The sequence below is a fragment of the Chryseobacterium electrogenes genome, assembly GCF_053553015.1.
Genome location: NZ_JBNPPB010000002.1, coordinates 759,050 through 777,556, shown reverse-complemented (window position 1 = coordinate 777,556; position 18,507 = coordinate 759,050). Strand labels below are relative to the sequence as shown.

Here is an 18,507-nt window from a genome sequence, read left to right as displayed (position 1 = left end):
CATCATCGATACTTCACTCAAAAAAAATAATTTAATTTCTTATTATTTCACCGCATTAATTGCGTTATCATAATTAGGTTCTTGTCCTATTTCTGACACTTGTTCTGTGTACACAACTTTTCCGTTTTCGTCAAGGACAACCACTGCTCTACTTAATAAACCATGAAGTGGAGAATCCAGCAAAGTTACTCCATAATCTTCACCAAATCTACCACGGAAGTCTGATAAAACCTCTACATTATTAAGACCTTCTGCCGCGCAAAAACGATTAAGTGCAAAAGGCAAATCTTTGGACACGTTAATAACAACAGTATTTTCTAAAGAACTAGCCTCTTTGTTAAACTGTCTTGCTGATGCAGCACAAACACCTGTATCAATGCTTGGGAAAATATTTAAAACTACTTTTTTCCCTTGATAATCTGATAATTTTTTCTCTGATAAATCAGAAGCAACCAAAGTAAAATCTTTAGCCTCAGTACCAACTTCTGGTAACTGTCCTACTGTATGAATTGGATTTCCTTTAAAGGTAATATCTGCCATTTTTATAAATTTAGTTCATCAAATTTAAGCCTAAGTTTTCAATATTAGAAATCAAGATTTATTATTTAAGAAAATTTAACTTTAATCCTTAAGATTAGGCACAAAATCATTCTTTAGGATTCTCAATTTCGCATAATTATGCTTATTTTTGTCATTCAATTCTAATAAAAAAGAATCATATAATGTCAGATCATTCAAAAATTATTTACACGTTAACGGATGAAGCGCCAATGTTGGCAACTCATTCATTTTTACCAATTGTAAAAGCCTTTACGTCAGTTGCTAACATTGATATTGTACCAAAAGACATTTCACTTTCTGGTAGAATTCTGGCTAATTTTCCAGAATTTTTAAAAGAAGATCAAAAAATAGGTGATGCATTAACAGAGCTTGGTCAATTAGCGACTCAGCCAGATGCTAATATCATCAAGTTACCTAACATCTCTGCTTCTGCACCACAATTAGATGCGGCAATTGCAGAATTACAAGCTAAAGGTTTCGCAGTTCCTAATTATCCTGCAGAACCTAAAAATGACGACGAGAAAGCAATCAAAGCTAAATATGCTAAAGTATTAGGAAGTGCTGTAAATCCTGTATTAAGAGAAGGAAACTCTGACAGACGTGCGCCTAAAGCTGTTAAAAATTATGCTAAAGCCAATCCTCACAGAATGGGAAATTGGGCGTCTGATAGCAAAACCGACGTTGCTCACATGGATCACGGAGATTTCTACGGAACCGAAACTTCTACAACGCTTGAGAATGCTACACAATATAAAATCGTTTTCAAAGGAAATGATGGCGCAGAATCTTTATTGAAAGATTTCGCACCTCTTCTAGCAGGTGAGGTTATCGACTCTTCTGTAATGAATCTTAATGCATTGAGAGCTTTTGTACAGACAGCAATAGATGAGGCCAAAAACAGAAACGTTCTTCTATCTGCTCACCTTAAGGCGACTATGATGAAGATTTCTGATCCTATTATTTTCGGAGCAATTGTAGAAACGTTCTTTAAAGATGTTTTTGCTAAATATGCTGAAACATTCAAATCTTTAGATGTTAATCCTAACAACGGTCTTGCTGATCTTTTTGATAAAATCAAAGGGAATGCGCAAGAAGCCGATATCAAAGCTGATATAGAAACTGCTCTAGCTAATGGACCAAGAGTTGCAATGGTTAACTCTGACAAAGGTATTACCAACTTCCATGTTCCTTCTGACATCATCGTAGACGCATCTATGGCTGCATTGGTAAGAGGTGGCGGAAAAATGTGGAACAAAGATGGAAACGAAGAAGATACAGTTTGTATTATCCCGGATCGTTCTTACGCTGGTTTTTATCAGTCTGTAATTGATGATATGAAAGCGCACGGAAAATTAGACCCTACAACTATGGGATCTGTGCCTAACGTTGGATTAATGGCTCAGAAAGCTGAAGAATATGGTTCTCACGACAAAACCTTCCAAGCTGCTGGAGATGGAACAATTGAAGTTGTAGACGAAAATGGAAATGTTCTTCTTTCTCAAAAAGTAGAAAACGGAGATATCTTCAGAATGTGTCAGACCAAAGATGCGCCTATTCAAGATTGGGTAAAATTAGCAGTTAACAGAGCAAGATTGTCCGATACACCAGCTATTTTCTGGCTAGATAAAGGTAGAGCTCACGATAGAGAAATGATCAAAAAGGTTGAAAAATATCTTCAAGATCATGACACTACAGATCTTGTGATCGAGATTCTTGATGTTAAAGATGCAATGACAGAAACGTTAATCAGAGCTAGAGAAGGAAAAGATACCATTTCGGTTTCTGGTAACGTACTGAGAGATTATTTAACAGATCTTTTCCCAATTTTAGAATTAGGAACTTCTGCTAAAATGCTTTCTATCGTTCCGTTGATGAATGGTGGTGGCTTATTCGAAACTGGTGCTGGAGGTTCTGCCCCAAAACACGTTGAACAATTTATAGAAGAAGGTTACTTAAGATGGGATTCTTTAGGAGAATTTTTAGCTCTTCAAGCATCTTTAGAACATCTGGCTCAAACTCAAAATAATACTAAATCTCAAGTGTTAGCCGATGCTTTGGATGAAGCGAATGCTAAATTCTTAGCAACAGACAAATCTCCAGGTAGAAAGTTAGGAACAATTGACAACAGAGGTTCTCATTTTTACCTAGCAATGTATTGGGCTGAAGCTTTGGCTAAACAAACAAAAGATACAGAACTAGCTAAACAATTCTCTCCAATCGCACAAGCGTTACAAGAAAACGAAGAAGTGATTAACGCAGAGTTAATTGATGTACAAGGAAAACCTCAAAATATTGATGGTTATTATAGACCTGACACTTACAAAACTTATGCAGCCATGAGACCAAGTACCGTTCTTAATGAAATTATAGACGGGATATAATCTCAACAAATAAGATTAATAATATCAAGCCTCAATCTAATTTTAGTATTGAGGCTTTTTTTTAGTTAAAATAATCTAAAATCATTGCCATTCCCTTTAAAAATAATTAAATTGGGTATCTTAATCACAACTAAAATTATGAGCAAAAAAACTATAGTATTTCTTCTTATAGCATTCGGTTTACAAGTATCTGCACAGGACAAATTAGACAGAGCCATTCAAAATCTTGAAAAAAATTATGCTCAAGAAAAAATATACATCCTTACGGATAAAGAACAGTATGTGGCAGGCGATAATATTTGGTTTAAAACCTTTGTATTTGAAGGTTATGATCTTACCTCGATATCTTCAACATTATTTGTAGAATTATATGACAACGACAAAAAATTAATAGGTTCTAAAACCCTTTTGCTTGTTAATGGAGAAGCCAGTGGTAATTTTACTTTAAAAGATGACGCTAAAGAAAATGCATATTTTATAAGAGCTTATACACCTTGGATGGCTAACTTTAGTGAGGATTTCCAGTTGATGAAGCCTATTACCGTATATAATCCATCTTCTCCACAGAAGTTAGAACGCAGTGCCAATACACAATGGATTGCTAATGCATCTCCCGAAGGAGGAACTTTTGTTAATGGATTATCTTCAAAATTTTCTGTCCGATTATCTTCAGCTGGAGTACTACCATCTGATTGGAGCGGCTATGTTATAGATGCAGATCATCCCAAAGATAAACTAGCGAGTTTTAAAAACTTAGACCAAAATGTTGCGACATTCAATTTGACTCCCAAATTAGGTGCGAATTATAAAGTTATTGTCGAAGATAAAAAATCTAATCAACAGACTTTGGATTTGCCAATTGTTACAGAAAAAGGTATTAATTTGCGTGTAGAGAATAATAAAGATGGCATAAAATACATTCTTAAAAGTGCTAACCTCCCTCAAGGTTTACAGAATTACAAAATTGTAGGTACCATTAATAATCATTTGGCTTATAAAGCGAATATTAAAAATACATCTTCAGAAATTTCAAGTAGCATTCCGTCAGCTATTTTTGAAGGAAAAAATGGAATTTTGCAATTAGCTATTTTGGACGAAAGTTACAACCTTGTAGCACAGAGATTGGTTTTTGTAAATCCTGATAAGCTTAGTTTTGTAAAACCTACACTTCAAAATCAATCTTTTAATTCTAGTCCAAGAGCTAAAAATAATTTTGAAATTGAAAACAAATCTACTTTTTCAAGATACACCGTCTTGATACAGGATGAAAGCGATACCAATCAAAAAGATGAAAATAATCTCTTAAGTACATTATGGCTCACAGGAGATTTTCCTTCAAAAATATATGCACCATCTCAATATTTTTCTAAAAATGCTAATACTAACGCTCTAGATGCTTTATTGATTTCTGAAAAGTGGCAACGCTTCGACTGGAATTCTCTAATGATAGGTTATGCTCCAGTGATAAAGTATGTACCACAGAATTACCTTTCCTTTAAAGGAAGACTAAATATTAATAGTCGCCCACTTCCTAATACCTTTGTTAACCTTGTAATGACCTATGAGGACAACCAAAATGTAACTTCTCAATATCTATCTGACAACGAAGGTAACATCTATATCGACAATCTTTATTTTGAAAAAATATTGGGTATTTCTTATTTCCTTAACGATGGAAAGGGCGCTACAGCGGACAATCTTAATATAACTTTTCAACCCATCGTAACACCAGTTCTTTACAATAAAGCTTTACCAAAAACTAATTACCAATTAGTAACAAGACCTTCTGGTGCGGAAGTTCCTGCAGAAATCGTTAAAGCAATTGATAATCAAAAAGCTCAAAAAGAAATTAATGACGGATCAATATTAATTGATGAAGTTAAAATTAAAGCAAAGAAAAGAGATGCTACTGCGCAATTAGACAGAGAACTATCAACGGGAATGTTTACCACTATTAACTCTACCGTTTTTGATTTTGTCAATGAGAACCAAAATGCAAACTCCTCTTCAGATATTTTTGAATGGTTGCAAGGCCGTGCAGCTGGATTAACATTTCAGCGTGACCAATCAGGCTTTAATGTCCCTTATATAAGAAACTCTCCTGCCAAGATTTATCTTAACGAAATGCAAACAGATGCTAGTGCTATATCTGCAATTGTAATTTCTGATATTGCTATGGTGAAAATTTTAAAAGGAGCTGGACTCATTGGTGATGCCGTAGCAATCTACACCAGAAAAGGTAATATGAAATCCAAAAATGATAATTCTGCAACCATTGCTGCTAATAACAAAGTTATCCTAACAGGTTACAGCATAGAATCAGACTATTTTGCAGCAGATTACAGTAAAGAAGCTCAAAAAAACATCTCTCGAGATAACAGAAAAGTATTATTCTGGAGCCCTTCTCTCTCTGCAGAAACTAATCAACCTATAGATATTAATTTCTATAATAATGATAGTGCAAAAAAATATAAAACAACCATTATAAGCATTGATAAAAATTCTGAAATCTTATTTTTAGAAGATTTTATAACACCTTAATTTCGAGAATAGACATATAATTAGACATGACAAAAAAAATAATACCACAAGAAAAAACCATTGCATTAGTTGCCCATGATTACAAAAAAGATGAACTACTAACTTGGGTCAAAAAACATAAAAACATCCTTATTAATCATCACTTAGTTGCGACAGGTACAACAGGAAAATTAATTTCCGAAGAATTACAAGTCCCTGTACATCGTGTGTTAAGCGGTCCATTAGGTGGCGATCAACAATTAGGCGCTATGATTGCAGAAGGTAAGATCAATATGGTGGTATTCTTTTGGGATCCTATGGAATCTCAGCCGCATGACAGCGATGTAAAAGCTTTTCTTAGACTTTGTGTCGTTTGGAATATCCCTACAGCTAGCAATGCAGCAAGCGCAGATTTTATGATTAATTCTAAATATATGGATGTCATATATGAAAGTGAAGATCCTGACTATTCTAACTATCTTAATAGGGCTATCAAAAAATAAATGACTAATACTAAACGAAAAGGTTCAAAATCTACAAAAGATATTCCCAAAGATATTTTGGATCAGATGAATCTTGGTCTAATTGAAACTGCCAATCTTGTAGAATGGCTGGCGGTTGATCAGCGACTATTACTAGAAAATTTGTTATTGCAAACAGATAGAGCAATCTATTTAGCACCAATTTTATCAGCGATTGATAATCTTAAGAAGCAAACAGTCAATACAATTAATGAAGCCATTGGAACTGGACTTTTTGAGCAATCAATAAAAAATAATGACGCTCAAATATTATCAATTATCTCCACTCATCCATCGGATTTAATTAGATGTTGGGCAACTTATACTATCGGCAAAAATGAAACATTAGATATCTCAGAAAAACTTAGTAGAATTCAGCTTTTTGCCGCAGACTCTCATTTTGGCGTTAGAGAAATATGTTGGTTAGCCGTAAGGCCTAGCATTGCTAAAAATTTGCACCAAAGTCTCGATATTTTATCCACTTGGACTAATCACGAAGATGAGAATGTAAGGCGCTTCGCAAGTGAAGCAACACGACCTAGAGGTGTCTGGTGTGAGCATATTGAAGAATTAAAACAAAACCCAGAATTAGGCTTAACCATATTAGAACCTTTAAAATCAGACAAAGCAAAATACGTCCAAGATAGTGTTGGCAATTGGCTGAATGATGCGAGTAAAACACAAGCAGAATTCGTTAAGAATATTTGCGAAAAGTGGAATAAAGAGAGCCCAACCAAAGAAACAGCCTACATCATCAAAAAAGCCCTGCGCACGATTGATAAACAATAAAAAAGCATTGAGTTTTACTTCAACGATGATGTTAGCTGTAATGCATACAGAAAACCTACGTAAAATAATATTTTGAAAATTTCACTTACAATTATCCTAATTATAATATTAATTGGACTTTGCTTTTTTTTTGATAACACTCTTAGCATCCTCTCATAATATTCCTAATGAAACATACATAAAATTAGGCTTCGCATTTAGTATATTTTTATGCTTATTTGTAATCGTAAGAAAAAAAATATGAATAACGAATTAAAGAAAATCGAAAAGCTACTTTCTGGAACTACTCTATCACGAATTTCAAATCTAATTAAAGATGAAGAATCGAAAGAATATTTTGGATGTAATTTTCAAATGGAACAACTAAATTACACATTTAGAAAAGCCAAAATTACACCTAAAAAAGTTGGTCAATTTGTTACTTTATGGAAACGAAATTCAAAAAATGAAACCGAACCGTTTAATGAATTTGATAATTATGATTTTTATATCATAGTAACAAAAGAAAACGGAAATTATGGATTCTTCTTATTTCCCAAAAGTGAATTAATAAAAAGACAAATTCTAACAACAAATTCAAAAGAAGGAAAGCGAGGTTTTAGAGTATATCCAAACTGGACAAAAACGGAAAATAAACAAGCTGAAAAAACTCAAACTTGGCAAACTCGATATTTTTTAGACTTTACTCAAGAAAATAACGAAAATTGCAAACGTATAACAGAAATAATAAAATCGCACTACATCTAACCTAGTTTCTGCACAACACAGATGATTGACCCGAATTAAGAACTCTACTTTTCAACCCACTTAGTGCTTTTAATTCCAAGATTTTTCAATAATTTAGTTTCCAATAAAAAAGCATTGGCTTCGATTGGTATTTCCAGAACTTTTAGTCCTTGGAAAATCCGCAATTGGTCAAGTTTTTTTTTACGTTAGATATAATTACATTACAAACATATTCCAAAATATGAAATATATTAAATTAGTTTTTTTGTCACCAGTTTTACTTATATTATATGCTTGTCCAATGACTTCTGGTTCAAGAATTTATAAACCTACAAATATAGAACAAACATATTTTACGCAATCGACAAGATGTTTTCTTCCCAATGATGCAAAGAATTTTAAAAACGGAATCAATAAAAATAAGTTGTTAAACTGGACAGGAATTATTAAGAATGTAAAAACTGAAAACGTTGCAGATTCTTTAAAATTTACAATTACCGTAGATCATAAATATTGGGATTTTATAGAAGATTTTAGTATTCAAGATGAAAAAATATTTTTATCAGAAAAAGGAGAAGGTGAATTTTACTTCACCAAAAAATATCCGCTTTCCTATCAATCAAAATTAGATTCTATTTCAAATAATTATAAGATTAATGACTTTATCATCTGCTATGGAAATTTAAAAAATAATTTTGAAAATATTCCAGATCTTAATTCACAATTTTCAAGAGTTATACCTCTAAAATTCTATTCCACAAATATTTGGAGGTATGATGCAAAAAAAGATGAAAATGGAAAAACAATTTGTAATGATAAAAATTCTTATGAATTAGCAAATTTTGAATCATTAAAAATTCCAAAATCCGGTCAAAATAAGTAACTTCAGATAATGCCGATTTTACCGTAACACGCCGCATTTATCAGGCTTTTAGTTCCAAGATTTTTTGTAAATTAGTTTGCAATACAAAGCATTGGCTAAGTTTGACTTTTCATTGAACTTTTAGTCCTTAGTAAGCCTGCACTTGCGTTAGAAATTGGCTTAACGATGCAAGTAAAACAAAAGCACCATTAAAAAAACTATACGGATATGAAACATACACTCTTTTTTTTATTACTATCACTGTCTTGTTTTTCGCAAAAACTAAGTTTGATTTATGATGTTAGATATAAAACTAGCACCGACAGACCAGAAGATATCAATAAGGAAAGTATGATTCTGGATTTCGATAATAATAGATCTATTTTTCGGGATTCTTTTGATAAAAAAGTAGATTCATTATCTATTAATAAGAATAAAAAAGATACTTATAGGATGGGTGTAGAACATCAATTTTATATCAAAAAAGATTTATCTAATAATAAAACTGATAAAATAATAACCTTTCTTGGCGTCAATTATCTTTTACCTATTGAAGAAAAACTATCCTGGAAAATCTCTTCTGAACAAAAAAATATTGGTAAATACAAAGCTCAAAAAGCCGAAGTTAATTACGGTGGTAGAAATTGGACTGCATGGTTTACCACAGATGTACCGGTAAGTGATGGTCCTTATGTTTTCTGTGGTTTGCCAGGATTAATTATTACCGTAGAAGACGCTAATAACGACTATTCTTTTTCATTAATAGAAGTGAAAAAAGACAGTAATTTACTCGATGCTAGAACAAAAACAATCACTATAGATTGGGCAAAATATGAAGCGTTGGCAAAAACGTATTATAATGATCCTAATGACCTCAATTCTAAGGTTGGACACTCTGTTACTATGACGGACGCCAAAGGAAATAAAATGGACATTAATGACTATAGTAGAGCTATACAAAAAGGCATAATTGAAGATAATAACCCATTAGAATTAAATCATAAAATTAAATATAAATAATTATGCAACTATTGTTAAGAAGCAATTATAATCACTAGAAATTATGCTTCTTCCTGATGATTTTTTTATGCCTTGTATAATGTGTAGAATTATTACTATCTATAGAAATCACACTGATATTACCATCCACTTCTAAGATCGCTAATTTGACTTGCTTAATGGTTTCTATCCCATGTTCATGAACGGTTTCTAGCAATTCGTCGGTAGAGATCTGCACTTTTCTTAATGTCTCGTCAAAAATATTCCCATCTCGTACCAAGACATAAGGATGATCCTCCATTAATTCTTTAAACTTTGGACTTTTAAAAATCAATTTTTTAACTAAATAATTAGCTAAAAACAAGACCAAAGCTGCTACCAATCCACCTTGCAAACTCGTATCTGAGCCTACCATGGCATTCTGTACCGCATTAGAAATCAATAATAGCAATACAACATCACCCGCATTAAGCTGTGACAACTGATTTTTCCCAAACAAGCGAAGTCCCAAAAGCATAAACGCATAGACACTCAGCGAGCGAACTGCAATTTCTAAAAAGTCATTCATTTTATAAAAATAAAAAAACCGCACATATTAATTGCACGGTTATCACTATTTAATCAAATTATATCATCTTCTTGTAATAAAAACCTCTACAGGCATTACATAATTTGTGGTTAATAGGGTTGTATTAACTTTAGATGTATTTAATTTATAAAGAAGATGATTGAGTACATTTTCTATTTCTGTACTTACCTCAGGGCAATCTCCTAGAGCTTTTACATTAACAATTTTACCATTTTTAGCAACATTAAAGTTGACTTGCGTCTTGACAGATCCTTCTGTAGTCGCTATATTCGTAAAGTCAAAATTATCGTTCAATAGTTGTCGTAATTCTGTAAAGCCATCTCCTGCTATAACTTTAACCTCTTCTATGTTTTGTTGTCCTTTGACATGAGATACAAAACCTGCTAGTAAAACTAAAACCGAAAGTATAGTTATTTTTCTAAACGTATTTCTCATAAGTAACTGAATTTTAAATTAATATTGATAATTGAAAAAACAAAGTTAGAAAAAAAAACCATTAGTTAATATTAAATTAACATTCAATTAATTTTGAGTTAATTTTGAAATAAAAAAAAGCTTACCAAAATATTGATAAGCTTTATATAAATAATTAAAATCTGCTTACATTTCCTTTTTAAGAAATTTACCTGTAAGCGATTTTTTAGATTTTATAATATCCTCAGGCGTTCCTTTTGCAATAATCTGTCCGCCATGTTTACCACCTTCTGGCCCAACATCAACAATATGATCCGCTAACTTAATAACATCCATATTATGTTCTATTATAATAAAGGAATTACCCAATTCTACAAGTTGATTTATGGCTTCCATCAAGATTTTAACATCCTCAAAATGAAGACCTGTTGTAGGCTCATCTAAAATATAAAGTGTATTTCCGGTTTGTCTTTTTGCCAGTTCTGTCGCTAATTTTATACGTTGCGCTTCGCCGCCTGATAAGGTAGTCGATTGTTGTCCTAAAGTGATATAACCCAAGCCTACATCTTGTAAAGTTTTAACTTTATTAAAGATTTTCGGGATCGGTTGGAAAAAATCAACCGCCTCATTAATCGTCATATCCAAGATATCAGAAATAGATTTTCCTTTATATCTAACTTCCAAAGTTTCTCTGTTAAATCGTTTACCATGGCAGGTTTCACAATGTACATAGACATCTGGAAGAAAATTCATTTCGATCACTTTAAGACCGCCACCTTGACAAGTTTCGCATCGGCCACCTTTAACATTAAAAGAAAATCGGCCAGCTTTGTAACCTCTAATTTTACTCTCTGGTAATTCTGCAAACAAGTTTCTAATATCGGTAAACATCCCCGTATAAGTTGCCGGATTAGATCTTGGTGTACGTCCAATCGGGCTTTGATCTACATCTACAATTTTGTCGATATTATCAATCCCTTCAATAGTTTTATATGGTAAAGGCTCTTTGACTCCTCTGTAAAAATGCTTATTAAGAATTGGATACAACGTCCCGTTAATCAATGACGACTTTCCGCTTCCGGAGATACCCGTCACAACAACCAACATCCCTAACGGAACTTCTAGATTAACATTTTTCAGGTTATTTCCTGTAGCGCCTTTCAGCAAAATTGATTTGCCATTACCTTGTCTTCTGACTTCTGGGATTTCTATTTTACGTTTTCCGGTAATATAATCAGCGGTAATGGTGTTGGCTTTTGTGATGTCTTTAGGAGAACCTTGCCAAAGAATTTCGCCCCCGAATTTCCCTGCTTTCGGGCCAATATCCAAAACATGATCCGCCTCCATAATCATATCTTTGTCATGCTCTACGACAATCACAGAGTTACCGATATCACGAAGATGCTTAAGAGAGTTAATTAATCTCTCGTTGTCACGTTGATGCAATCCAATACTTGGTTCGTCCAAAATATAAAGGACATTAACCAACTGTGAGCCAATCTGTGTCGCCAATCTAATACGTTGAGACTCGCCACCAGAAAGAGTTTTAGAACTTCTACTTAAGCTTAAATAATCCAAACCAACATCCAATAAAAATTGTAATCTGGTTTCTATTTCTTTAAGAATTTCGTGTGCGATAATTTTCTTTTTTTCGCTAAAAGTACCTCTAACTTCTGCCAACCAATCTTTAAGATCTATCAAAGATAAACCGTTGATTTCGGCAATATTTTTCCCGTCAATTTTAAAACTAAGGCTAGAAGGCTGCAATCTTGCACCTTTACAAGAAGGACAAATTTCTTCTGTTGTAAAGTGTCGCTCCATTAATACTGCATCGTAATTCTCACGCTCTTCTACCATTTCTTCCAAAATAGGTACTAAACCATCAAAATTGATGTTCAGCTTTTTAGAAATGCCAGCATGCTTTAATTCTTTATTAATTTCTTTATGACAACCGTAATAGATTAATTCTAAAGCGTCTTGCGGAATATCTTGAAATGGTGTAGATAATGCTAAATCAAAGCTTTCTAAAATAGTTTTGATTTGAGACAAAATCCACTTATTAGTTTTCAATTGTTCTAATGGCAATAAAGCGCCTTGGTTAATGGATAATTTAGGATTTTCTACAAAATTATCGACACTTACTTTTTTTACCGTTCCCAGACCTTTACAAGTTGGACAACTTCCCTTAGGCGAATTGAAGGAAAATGTATTAGGTTCCGGCAATGCCAAAGAATCTCCCGTATCATCATCCATCAAATTTTTACTGAAATATACAGCGCTATCCTCTCCCATTTTCTGGATGGCAATAGCACCTTCTCCCATATCCAAAGCCGTTTTCAAAGACTTAGGCATGCGGGTTTCTGTCGCATTTTCGCCAACGATCCAACGGTCTATAACCACTTCTATATCGTGGGTTTTGTAACGGTCTAATTTCAAATCGGGTTCGATATCCTGGAGAACGCCATCTATCCTAGCCTGCGAGTAACCTTTCTTAGACAACTGAATAAAAAGCTCGTGATAATGCCCTTTTCTGGATCTTACCACTGGGGAAAGCAATAATATTTTTTGACCTTTATAGTTTTCTTTAATTGTATCAAGAATCTGCTCTTCTGTGTAACTCACTAACTTCTGACCCGAAGTCTGAGAATAAGCATCCGAAACTCTAGCATACAACAATCGTAAAAAATCATACAATTCTGTGATTGTACCAACGGTAGAACGTGGATTCTTATTAGTGGTTTTTTGCTCAATGGCAATAACAGGCGACAGTCCTTCTATCTTGTCGACATCTGGTCTTTCTAAACCGCCCAAAAACTGTCTGGCATACGCCGAGAAAGTCTCAATATAACGGCGTTGACCCTCTGCAAAAATAGTATCAAATGCCAACGATGACTTTCCGCTTCCTGATAAACCAGTAATAACGACCAATTCGTTTCTCGGGATTTTAACGGAAATATCTTTTAGATTGTGCTCGCGAGCACCGTAAATTTCAATAAATTCTTTATCAGCCATAGATTTTGCAAAGGTACGAATAATCAAACTTTTGCGACACATCTATCCATAAAAAAACCTCAAGATTAATTGAGGTTTATGCTTTATAATAAAAAGATTAATTAACAAAACTATTATAGGACGAAATCGCAGAATCATAAGCACTATCCATTGTATTAATATCAGATTCTGAAATGCTTCCTGAGGCTTTAGAATCTCTAATTAACTTACGAAACTTATCCAGATAATCAGATATTTTTTTATTGTAATTCTCATAACTTTTGGCTTTATAAGAATATTGTTTGTCTTTTACGTCAAATGTTAGTGCAACATTCGTTTCTAGAGATTTAGCAAGATTATCATAAGCTTTTTGTACTTCTGTTTCATCGAATTTTTCTGCAACAAATTGTTTGTCCAAAATAGAAAATGCCTGATCCATATCATCATTTACCTTTTTAGACGATACAATATATTTTCTTAGAGGATGACCTTTCAGACTAATTTCTTCAGCAACATCCACCGCGGGTTTCATTTTATCCAAAATATTTTCGCCAGCACTAAAAAACTGCTCACTATCTGCTTCTATTTCTTTATAAATCGCAGAAGCCTTATTACCATTATCATCTTTATAATCCTCTGCTGCAATATAAGATTTCAGTTGTTCTAGTTTCTTTTTGATATTATCATACTTTTCTTTGAAAACCTTAAAGCTCTTGTCCAAAACAGATTTCTCCTTACCAAAAGCATCTGGTACAGCATCTGCTTTCTTAATCGTGATAGAAGGCATAACCATTGGCATAAATAAAACTTTTTCTCCAGAAGACTTTTTTACGGCAGCATCCGCATATTTTAAAATTGACTCTATCTCTTTTGTTTTGGATTTGTACTCCGCCAAGATATTATTATTAAATTCAATAATACTATTAGCATCGTCCATATTATCCACTTTGGCTGTCGTAGAAGCTTTAGCACTATCGCCATCCTTCTTACAACTTATCTGTAAGCCAGCCACGGAAAACATTCCAATAATTAAAATAATTTTCTTCATAATTTATATCATTATAGTTAATTTGCGAATTAAATATATAAAAAAATCTCACTAACTACCCAATACCATTAATGTTATATTGAAAAATTAACATTTCATTGAAATTTAAAAACAATCAAATACATTAAGACTTCTTATCTTTGGCAATCGACAAACAGACGATTTTTTTTATGAAAAAGATTTTAACCAGAATTTTATTTGTAGGATTACTTTCATCCTCAATATATTCTTACGCTTGGGGATTAACCGGACATAGAGTTATTGCAGAAATAGCAGAAAACCACTTATCTGGAAAAGCAAAACGCCAAATAAAAAAGATAATGGGCGAAGAGCGCCTAGCTTATTGGGCCAACTGGCCAGATTTTATTAAGTCTGACACTACAGGAGCATGGAAAGAAGCTTCTTCTTGGCATTATGTAAATATAGATCCACAGACAGATCTAAAGGCTTTTGAAGCTAATCTAAAAGCACAAGCTGGACCTAGTCTTTACACGCAAGTTAGCGTATTATCTTCTCAAATTAAAGATGAAAAAACATCAGAAAAAGACCGCAAAATTGCTTTAATTTTCTTGATTCATCTTATGGGAGATCTTGCACAACCTATGCATACAGGACGTGCTGGCGATCTTGGGGGTAACAAAATTAATGTCACTTATTTTGGAGAAAAAACTAATCTTCACTCGGTTTGGGATGGTAAGTTAATAGACTCTCAAAAATACAGCTATACTGAATATGCCAAACTTCTTGACATTAAAACCAAAGATGAAGTAAAGGTAATACAAGCTGGTACACTAGAAGATTGGTTATATGATTCTCACAAAATTGCCAACAAAATCTACGCAGAAACACCTGAAGGAAGCAAATTGGCCTACGATTATCAATACAAATTCAATGATACGATGGAGCGTCAATTGTTATATGGCGGATTGAGATTAGCAAAACTAATTAATGATTTGTTTTAATTAACAGAATTGTAAAAAGACGGAATTTCTAATTCGAGAGATTACGAAACTTTATAAAATAATTTTAATAATACGTTGTTAGAGCTTGGAGTTCTAACAACGTTTTTTGTTAATATGTAATTAAATAACAATTTAGGTTTTCAACATTTTTGTCATTCCGAAGGAATCTAAACTGCTTCATTGTAGCACATTGAAGATTCTTATAGAATGAACACTGATATTAGCTTTATGATTAACAACAGACATTTATTATTTATTAAAGAATTTACCATTTCTAACTTCTGAAAACCAACTTCTCAACTAACCACCACTCTGCGTCCCAGATAGAGCGATCTGTCTGAGCTCTTTTTGTAAGCGAAGGAAAAGTATAGGCGCAAAAAAGCGAGTCGCGAAAGCTGGTTAAGACGCCCAAAGAAAAACATAAATTAGAGTTAAAATAAATTATTTGTAACCTTTTGGTATATCTTTTCGTATAATGTAATAGAACTCTACATGGAGTGATTTTATAATGAGACAGTTAAAAATTACAAAACAGGTTACCAACAGGGAAACCGCTTCGCTAGATAAATATCTACAGGAAATTGGTAAAGTAGAATTGATTACAGCAGACGAAGAAGTAGACTTGGCACAACGTATCCGCGCCGGCGATAGAGCCGCTTTGGAAAAACTAATTAAAGCCAACCTTCGTTTCGTAGTATCAGTTTCTAAGCAATACCAAAACCAAGGTCTTTCTCTTCCGGATCTTATCAATGAAGGTAACTTGGGATTAATGAAAGCTGCAAAACGTTATGACGAAACTAGAGGTTTTAAATTTATCTCTTATGCTGTATGGTGGATTAGACAATCTATCTTACAAGCGCTAGCAGAACAATCTAGAATTGTAAGATTACCGCTTAACAAGATTGGATCTATTAATAAGATTAACAAAGCTTACGCCCACCTAGAGCAAGAAAACGAGAGACCTCCTTCCCCAGAAGAATTGGCAGAAGTGCTAGACATGAGCGAGGATGACATTAAGGAGTCTATGAAAAACTCTGGTCGTCACTTGTCTATGGATGCACCATTGGTTGAAGGTGAAGATAGTAACTTGTACGACGTTTTGCGTTCTGGCGAATCTCCTAGCCCAGATAAGGATCTAATGTTAGAATCTCTTCAGATTGAAATAGAACGAGCATTAAATACTTTGACGCCAAGAGAAGCAGATTTAGTTAGATTGTATTTTGGGCTTAATGGCAAACACCCAATGACTTTAGAAGAAATTGGAGAGACTTTTGATCTTACAAGAGAGCGTGTGCGTCAGATTAAGGAAAAAGCAATCAAGCGTCTGAAGCATAACAGCAGAAGCAAAATCCTAAAGTCTTATTTAGGTAAATAATTTTCTACGACAAAAACAATACAATAAGGATCTGGTTAACTGGATCCTTTTTTTTGTTGAATTAAAACCAAAAAGAAACCCCTTCTACAAAAAAGTATCAGGGGTTTCCATGAAAAACAAGGTTTCTTTACGGCGCAGAGCCCGCTATATCTTTTATACCTTTAAGGTTTCTATCTAAAATTAATTGTTCTCTTTTTCTACGTTTTGCAATTAAAGCTTTACCTTTTAAAGTCCTTATAAATTTAACTTTAGTGAATCTTTCTTCTCCGAAATGATGTGTTAATATATATAACAAAACACCAATACCCGCGATGATAACGTAGCCTAACAACTTTTTGTTAGCAGCCAAAATAGCATTAATCTGGATAGACTTCAGATTCATCATTGTCTCTTGAGGTCCCATTAATAAACCATCCCAATACACGGCTAGATCTCCTAAACTCGTCACCTGAAAGCGGTATTGCATCCAAGAATATAGCGCAGAAAATATACCCACCGCAATAAAAGTTCTCCAAACTAATACAAATCCTATCGCTGGCAAAAGATCATTAACATCTAACTTATCTAAGGTGTAATACCAAATTGCGATAAATAATGCACACATCCCGTAACCCTTAAGAAACATTGGGAGATACCATCTTTCGTAATTAAATTCTGGCACCATTGAGAGATACAAAACAATCGTAAACATTAACATTGCTGCAAATCCTGAGAAAATATACATCTTGACATTCAGTTCTTTTTTAAACCAAATAATCGCGACCACAGCACCTGCAATAATCCCTGGTATCATTAGTAAATTAAGTTTTGCATTCGTTATTTGGTCATATTGTAATATCCCAACTGCGAAAATACTTTGGATAGAACCCAATCCAATGAACATCCCGAGAAAAAACAGCATTAACAATCCGTGTCTCACATTATTTTTCTTGAAAATTCTGAATGATAAGTAAGGACGTTTTAGTGTCGATTGTCTAATAACTAAAGCAGCAAAACTAACGAAAAACAAAATGCATCCATTAATAATATTATTAGAATTAAACCAATCTTGTTGTCTTCCGAACGATAAAACATAAGCTAATGATACGAATGTCATCGCGAATAATAATGCGCTAAGCCAATCGATATAGTACAAAGGCATCTTTAAAGCAAAGTATTGATTATGCATTAATATCCAACTGATTAATGCCATGAATAAGCAAATTAATGCTGTTACTATAAAAAAGTATTGCCAATTATACATTACAGAATATTCTGCTGCATAGAAATTCATGACCTGTGCCATTACCAAAACTAATCCGTAAAGCAATCCGTAGAAAACGCCTCGCACAGGAACTAGCATCATTAATGGTAGGAAAAACTCCATGCTTATAATCATTTTCAAAAACCCTATCAACAGAGAGTTAACAATAATAATCCAAGGTTCTGAAGTTGTTGCATTGACAAATAGTAAAAATGCCAACATTATAAAAACAACCGTAACCTTATGTCTGATTTTAAATCGAAGTTTGAATCTTAAAACTAATGGCATAGCTACGCCCATCCCAATCGTAGTCGCATAATTTGCCATCAGAAAATATTCTTGCATCACACCAGAACCAGAAACCATATGACTGAGATTCCCCGTATAGACTCCAGCAATTGGCATTGCCACCGCCATCATAATGACTAGTAAGAGCAATTGCAAGGGCTTTGGAACCCAATCGTGAAATAATCCTTTATTATACATTTTTATAAGAATTAGAGGTTAGAAAATTTGATATTAGAAT

General features: G+C 33.4%; 15 protein-coding genes. 9 read left to right on the top strand and 6 right to left on the bottom strand.

Annotated features, from left to right (window positions below):
• Positions 1-42 precede the first annotated feature (42 nt).
• A complete protein-coding gene (tpx, locus tag ACQQ6V_RS03555; RefSeq protein WP_448844180.1) occupies positions 43-540 on the bottom strand; it encodes a thiol peroxidase in 498 nt (165 codons plus the stop codon).
• A gap of 182 nt (positions 541-722) precedes the next feature.
• On the opposite strand from tpx, the gene ACQQ6V_RS03550 reads away from it, so the two are divergent.
• The 7 genes from ACQQ6V_RS03550 (at position 723) to ACQQ6V_RS03520 (ending at position 9,380) form a co-directional block, all read left to right on the top strand.
• Positions 723-2,942, top strand: coding sequence for an NADP-dependent isocitrate dehydrogenase (locus tag ACQQ6V_RS03550; protein WP_448844179.1), 2,220 nt, complete (start codon positions 723-725; stop codon positions 2,940-2,942).
• A 138-nt stretch (positions 2,943-3,080) separates the two neighbouring features.
• Entirely contained in the window at positions 3,081-5,483 is a 2,403-nt protein-coding gene (locus ACQQ6V_RS03545) for a hypothetical protein (protein WP_448844178.1), read from the top strand.
• A gap of 26 nt (positions 5,484-5,509) precedes the next feature.
• Complete coding sequence (locus ACQQ6V_RS03540; protein WP_448844177.1) at positions 5,510-5,965, top strand: methylglyoxal synthase; 456 nt, start codon at positions 5,510-5,512, stop codon at positions 5,963-5,965.
• The gene (locus ACQQ6V_RS03535; RefSeq protein ID WP_448844176.1) at positions 5,966-6,772 is read left to right on the top strand and encodes a DNA alkylation repair protein; all 807 of its coding nucleotides are present in this window, start codon (positions 5,966-5,968) and stop codon (positions 6,770-6,772) included.
• A 240-nt stretch (positions 6,773-7,012) separates the two neighbouring features.
• Complete coding sequence (locus ACQQ6V_RS03530) at positions 7,013-7,519, top strand: MepB family protein (RefSeq protein ID WP_448844175.1); 507 nt, start codon at positions 7,013-7,015, stop codon at positions 7,517-7,519.
• Positions 7,520-7,739: 220 nt separating this feature from the next.
• A complete protein-coding gene (locus ACQQ6V_RS03525; protein WP_448844174.1) occupies positions 7,740-8,381 on the top strand; it encodes a hypothetical protein in 642 nt (213 codons plus the stop codon).
• A gap of 207 nt (positions 8,382-8,588) precedes the next feature.
• Positions 8,589-9,380: a GLPGLI family protein gene (locus ACQQ6V_RS03520; protein WP_448844173.1), complete on the top strand. Its 792-nt coding sequence runs from the start codon at positions 8,589-8,591 to the stop codon at positions 9,378-9,380.
• Between the two features lie 34 nt (positions 9,381-9,414).
• Here the strand turns inward: ACQQ6V_RS03520 and ACQQ6V_RS03515 are convergent, their stop codons facing one another.
• The 4 genes from ACQQ6V_RS03515 to ACQQ6V_RS03500 all read right to left on the bottom strand — a co-directional run bounded on the left by ACQQ6V_RS03515 (position 9,415) and on the right by ACQQ6V_RS03500 (position 14,401).
• Entirely contained in the window at positions 9,415-9,927 is a 513-nt protein-coding gene (locus ACQQ6V_RS03515) for a DUF421 domain-containing protein (protein ID WP_448844172.1), read from the bottom strand.
• Between the two features lie 63 nt (positions 9,928-9,990).
• Positions 9,991-10,383, bottom strand: a complete 393-nt coding sequence (locus ACQQ6V_RS03510; RefSeq protein WP_448844171.1) for a hypothetical protein — start codon at positions 10,381-10,383, stop codon at positions 9,991-9,993.
• Between the two features lie 165 nt (positions 10,384-10,548).
• Positions 10,549-13,374: an excinuclease ABC subunit UvrA gene (gene uvrA, locus ACQQ6V_RS03505; RefSeq protein WP_448846171.1), complete on the bottom strand. Its 2,826-nt coding sequence runs from the start codon at positions 13,372-13,374 to the stop codon at positions 10,549-10,551.
• A 97-nt stretch (positions 13,375-13,471) separates the two neighbouring features.
• A complete protein-coding gene (locus ACQQ6V_RS03500; RefSeq protein ID WP_448844170.1) occupies positions 13,472-14,401 on the bottom strand; it encodes a DUF6845 domain-containing protein in 930 nt (309 codons plus the stop codon).
• 170 nt (positions 14,402-14,571) lie between these two features.
• Between ACQQ6V_RS03500 and ACQQ6V_RS03495 the strand changes: the two genes are divergently transcribed.
• Positions 14,572-15,363 (top strand): S1/P1 nuclease, encoded by a 792-nt coding sequence (locus ACQQ6V_RS03495; protein ID WP_448844169.1) that lies wholly within the window; start codon positions 14,572-14,574, stop codon positions 15,361-15,363.
• A 508-nt stretch (positions 15,364-15,871) separates the two neighbouring features.
• Positions 15,872-16,738 (top strand): sigma-70 family RNA polymerase sigma factor, encoded by an 867-nt coding sequence (locus tag ACQQ6V_RS03490; protein ID WP_448844168.1) that lies wholly within the window; start codon positions 15,872-15,874, stop codon positions 16,736-16,738.
• A gap of 127 nt (positions 16,739-16,865) precedes the next feature.
• On the opposite strand, the gene ACQQ6V_RS03485 is transcribed toward ACQQ6V_RS03490, so the two are convergent.
• Positions 16,866-18,467 (bottom strand): efflux MFS transporter permease, encoded by a 1,602-nt coding sequence (locus ACQQ6V_RS03485; RefSeq protein WP_448844167.1) that lies wholly within the window; start codon positions 18,465-18,467, stop codon positions 16,866-16,868.
• Positions 18,468-18,507: the final 40 nt, after the last annotated feature.

What these genes read in the sequence shown, in the direction of transcription:
- tpx (WP_448844180.1), bottom strand. Translation starts at nt 540, where the DNA reads ATGGCAGATATTACCTTTAAAGGAAATCCAATTCATACAGTAGGACAG.
- ACQQ6V_RS03550 (WP_448844179.1), top strand. Translation starts at nt 723, where the DNA reads ATGTCAGATCATTCAAAAATTATTTACACGTTAACGGATGAAGCGCCA.
- ACQQ6V_RS03545 (WP_448844178.1), top strand. Translation starts at nt 3,081, where the DNA reads ATGAGCAAAAAAACTATAGTATTTCTTCTTATAGCATTCGGTTTACAA.
- ACQQ6V_RS03540 (WP_448844177.1), top strand. Translation starts at nt 5,510, where the DNA reads ATGACAAAAAAAATAATACCACAAGAAAAAACCATTGCATTAGTTGCC.
- ACQQ6V_RS03535 (WP_448844176.1), top strand. Translation starts at nt 5,966, where the DNA reads ATGACTAATACTAAACGAAAAGGTTCAAAATCTACAAAAGATATTCCC.
- ACQQ6V_RS03530 (WP_448844175.1), top strand. Translation starts at nt 7,013, where the DNA reads ATGAATAACGAATTAAAGAAAATCGAAAAGCTACTTTCTGGAACTACT.
- ACQQ6V_RS03525 (WP_448844174.1), top strand. Translation starts at nt 7,740, where the DNA reads ATGAAATATATTAAATTAGTTTTTTTGTCACCAGTTTTACTTATATTA.
- ACQQ6V_RS03520 (WP_448844173.1), top strand. Translation starts at nt 8,589, where the DNA reads ATGAAACATACACTCTTTTTTTTATTACTATCACTGTCTTGTTTTTCG.
- ACQQ6V_RS03515 (WP_448844172.1), bottom strand. Translation starts at nt 9,927, where the DNA reads ATGAATGACTTTTTAGAAATTGCAGTTCGCTCGCTGAGTGTCTATGCG.
- ACQQ6V_RS03510 (WP_448844171.1), bottom strand. Translation starts at nt 10,383, where the DNA reads ATGAGAAATACGTTTAGAAAAATAACTATACTTTCGGTTTTAGTTTTA.
- uvrA (WP_448846171.1), bottom strand. Translation starts at nt 13,374, where the DNA reads ATGGCTGATAAAGAATTTATTGAAATTTACGGTGCTCGCGAGCACAAT.
- ACQQ6V_RS03500 (WP_448844170.1), bottom strand. Translation starts at nt 14,401, where the DNA reads ATGAAGAAAATTATTTTAATTATTGGAATGTTTTCCGTGGCTGGCTTA.
- ACQQ6V_RS03495 (WP_448844169.1), top strand. Translation starts at nt 14,572, where the DNA reads ATGAAAAAGATTTTAACCAGAATTTTATTTGTAGGATTACTTTCATCC.
- ACQQ6V_RS03490 (WP_448844168.1), top strand. Translation starts at nt 15,872, where the DNA reads ATGAGACAGTTAAAAATTACAAAACAGGTTACCAACAGGGAAACCGCT.
- ACQQ6V_RS03485 (WP_448844167.1), bottom strand. Translation starts at nt 18,467, where the DNA reads ATGTATAATAAAGGATTATTTCACGATTGGGTTCCAAAGCCCTTGCAA.